At 55.7% G+C, this 3,925-nt stretch carries 3 protein-coding genes; 1 reads left to right on the forward strand and 2 read right to left on the reverse strand.

Going from position 1 to position 3,925, the window contains the following annotated elements; translation table 11 throughout:
* Positions 1–942, forward strand: a 942-nt coding sequence (locus WBM93_RS06575; protein ID WP_424429814.1) for an isoaspartyl peptidase/L-asparaginase family protein, incomplete at its 5' end; no start/stop codon positions are given.
* On the opposite strand, the gene WBM93_RS06580 is transcribed toward WBM93_RS06575, so the two are convergent.
* Both WBM93_RS06580 and WBM93_RS06585 read right to left on the reverse strand, forming a co-directional pair.
* Positions 917–2,728 (reverse strand): Mur ligase family protein, encoded by a 1,812-nt coding sequence (locus WBM93_RS06580; protein ID WP_424429817.1) that lies wholly within the window; start codon positions 2,726–2,728, stop codon positions 917–919. The two genes, WBM93_RS06575 and WBM93_RS06580, sit on opposite strands and share 26 nt — an antisense overlap.
* The coding region (locus tag WBM93_RS06585; protein ID WP_424429820.1) for a glutamate ligase domain-containing protein at positions 2,718–3,925 on the reverse strand (1,208 nt) is incomplete at its 5' end. The genes WBM93_RS06585 and WBM93_RS06580, both read right to left, overlap by 11 nt.

Here is a 3,925-nt window from a genome sequence, read left to right on the forward strand (position 1 = left end):
GCGCCATTCCGTGCGAACCTTATGAAGAAGGGAGAGGCCGTTATTTTCAGCAATTCTGATCTTTTTGCATTGGCGTTGCATGGCGGAGCCGGCGCTAAGGCCGGTGAAGACTATGCCGTGGTAGAGAAGCATCTCGGTGATTTGGCGTGTCTCGGTGAAGCCATGCTGAAGGATGGCAATACCGCTTTGGATGTGGTTGAGAAGGTGACCTGTGCCATGGAATCCTCCGGTCTCTATGTGGCGGGCAAGGGCTCAGCTCCTAACGTCGCCGGACATGTCGAACTCGACGCCAGCATCATGGACGGCGCAACCCGCCATGCCGGGGCGGTGGCAGCCATCCGGGATGTCGCGCACCCGGTCGCGGTGGCGCGCCGGCTTCTCGATCAGGCATCGACGGTGATGCTTACAGGCAATGGCGCTACCGATTTTGCGCGGACCAGGGACTTCGCCGTCATCGACAATCCTGATGAATATTATGTACTGCCGGTGGGTGTAAGCGCGGAAGATATCGCGGTCAGCAACATGCAGCACGGCACGGTCGGAGCCGTCGCGCTGGACCTGCATGGCAACCTCGCCGCAGCGACGTCCACTGGCGGTGTTTTTGGCAAGCCGGCTGGTCGGGTCGGCGATACGCCGATCATCGGCATCGGAACCTGGGCCGATCAGGATGTTGCTATTTCGTGCACCGGGACCGGCGAATATTTCATCCGGGCCGGCGGTGCTTTGACAGTCGCCAATCGATTCAGGCTGGCCGGTGACAGTCTTGAGCAGGCCCTCTGGCATATGCTCGATGACGTAAAGACGCTAGGCGGGGATGGCGGGCTAATAGCAGTCTCAAGCCAGGGCGAAATTGCAATGGCGTATAATAGCGATGGGATGAAGCGTGCGTCGGTTTCGAGTGCGCAGAACTGTATTGCTACAACTTTTGCGCCTGGTCGGTGAATCGGTCCTGCGCGGCGCGGATCAACTCAAAAACGCGATCACGATCTGACAGCGCGAGGATCAGGGCTACATCGCCTTCCTGCAGCTTATTGAGGATAAGTTCCATTCCTTTTCCCGGTGAAGCACATGTTGTGATTGCGTTTGGCGCGATCCCGCGTTCAATGCATTGCTCGACAATCAGCGCCGGAACCTCACCCGGTTCGCGCCCGCGCAAATAGTCTTCAAGTTCGGCGGCAACGATCAAATCCGGTTGGAAACCGATCGCGCCATCGGTCAGGTCCCTGATTTCCTGATCAGAACGGTCACCGGCATGACTGATCAGCAGATATTTGCGCTGCGCGTGAATGTTTTCCAGCAAGCTCGACATCGCGGCGACGGCATGCGGGTTATGCGCAAAATCGACAAATACGCGCGCACCATCGACCATGAATTCGTTGCAACGACCGGGATTATCATCGGGCGAGGCCTGAAAGTTGGTCAGGCCCGTGATGATTGCCCGATTGTCAAGGCCCATGGCCTTGGTTAGCCCGATGGCTCCCATTGCATTTTGCATATTGAACCGCGCGACACCGCCCATGGTCACCGGAATATCAGCGGCGGCAATTGACAGTTCGATCTCATTGCCATTGTAATAGTGGATATGTCCGCTTTCCAACCAGCAACATGGTGTACCAGCGGCTTGAGCAGTGCGTATCTGGTCATTGCCCGGGTCGAGTGAGAACCAGCATTTGGTCTGCGCAAATGTCAGCCCGTTGGCCACGAGCAGCGGGTCGTCCGCGTTGAGCACCAGTACGCCTTCCTGCGCCACCGCCCGCGCTACTGCAAGTTTGGCTTGGGCAAGCGCTTTCACCGTATTCACGCCATATTGTCCGAGGTGATCTGCAGCGATGTTGGTAACCAGTGCAGCACTTGCCTGAAACAACGGCAATCCACGGCGCAAAATTCCGCCGCGAGCAGTTTCGAGAAAAGCAATCTCCAGCCGTTTGTCGCGTAGCAGCATTCTGGCCCCGCCTGGTCCGGAATAATCGCCATAGTCGAGAACTTCGTCACCCAGTTTGACAAAATCGGTCGAGGTTGAGCCGCTGACCAGTCCTGCCGCTTCTCCTATGGCCGTCGCTAGACGCACGCTGGTCGATTTGCCATTGGTGCCGGTGATCAGCGCGACCGGGAGGTTGTGTAACTGGTGCCATGCGATATTCCCGGGATCGGGAATATCGTTGACGTCCCAGACCTGGGATCCTTTGCCATGACCGAGTGATACAAAATCATCGTCGGACAGTATGTCGATATTCCGAGCGTCGGCGGCTTCCTGCAATTTGATCAGGGCCGGATTTTGCTCGAGCCCAATAACCACTTTCAGATCGGCGATCAGCTGGCCAAAATCATTTGGCTGACTGCCAATCAATTTGTGTGCGGTCAGATGCCAGCTCGTCTCCATCACAAAGACCGCGGAATAAAGCAGATCGGCTGGTGCCGAGATCAACAGGGTCACGCCAGTTTCAAAAATCCGAAAATTGGTCTGGCTATCTTGCCACCCGAGGGTGTCCAGCACCCTGCGAATTTCCGGTTCCCAGGCAGTAACGACATCGGCCTTGTCAAATCCCTCGACCAGAATATCAACCAGCGCGCCACGTTTGTCCCAGATCATGCCTGGACCGGTAATCCGGCGGCTGTCGTCGAGCTTCAAACGGTCGGATTCCGGTTGTGAAATCTCCAGATAATCTTCGACGAGTTCAATATCGATTCTGCGGGCTGCCACCTTTTCCATACCGTTTTTAGTCGCCATCCTCAACTTCACTACGGGCCAGTCGGACACCCCGATCATCGCTGATCAGCGGCTGGTCTTCATCGGCCAAATAGTCAAAGGGCTTCGCGGTCGCAGATATTGCCTCCGCCTTGGCCCCTGGTTTCAGTTGAGCGTCACCAAAATGGACAATCTGTTTCCATGATCGCGCGACATTGTCACCCGTGACCACCAGCAAGTCCTTTTCGGCACCCATTTCAAGACCATGTCGGATCGCCTTTACCTCATCGGTGATGATCGTGATGGCGTCTTCCGACACGCCGTTGGCCATGAGACCTTTCTTCATGAGTTGCGGCACTTCGTCCTCGCCGCGCCCGCGTCTATTGTCATCTGCTTTCAGGATAAAATGATCATAATGACCTGCCAGGATCCTAGTGGATTCCAGTATATCCTCGTCTCGCCGGTCGCCGGGACAAGACACAATGACGATCTTCCGTTCGTGATTGTCGAACTTGTCGACCAGATTGGTCAGGCTTGCAAACGCTGCCGGATTGTGTGCATAATCAAGGATCACACGAAACGGCAGTTCGTCGAAAACGTTCATCCGGCCGGGAGCTTGAGAGAATGTCGTGTTGAACGTTTTCAATCCTAGCCGGATCTGGTCGATATTCTCGCCAAAGCTATAGGCCATGGCGGCTGCGAACATCGCATTCTGGACATTGTGCAATGCCTTCCCCTCAATTGTCGCGGGGATCAGGTGCGTCCAGATCAGCGAGATATGGGTGAAATTATCGTAAATGGTGATCATGTCGCCATTCATCGCCCGTTCGAGCACAGCCGCTTTGCCGCCTGCGTCAATATGCTGTTTAACCAGCGCGTGATCGTGATGCATCGTGACGTAGAAGATATGATCAGCATCGCAATAATCAGCCATCAACAGACAGTTCTTGTCATCCGCGTTGAGGATAACCGTATCGGTGGCGGCCTCAACGACAATGCGCTTTATTTTCGCCAGGTCATCAAGTGTGTCGACCCCACCGAGGCCGAGGTGATCGGATGAGACGTTGAGGCAGGCCGAAACATTGGTATTGTCATAGCCAAGGCCGCTGCGCACAAGTCCACCACGTGCGGTCTCGAGCACAGCGAAATCAACAGCCGGGTCGCGTAAAACCATCTGCGCGGATTTCGGCCCCGTGGTGTCACCCCTTACCGTCTGCTTGCCGTCGACATAAATGCCAT

This window comes from Parasphingorhabdus sp. (assembly GCF_049667325.1).
Classification (GTDB): Bacteria; Pseudomonadota; Alphaproteobacteria; order Sphingomonadales; family Sphingomonadaceae; genus Parasphingorhabdus.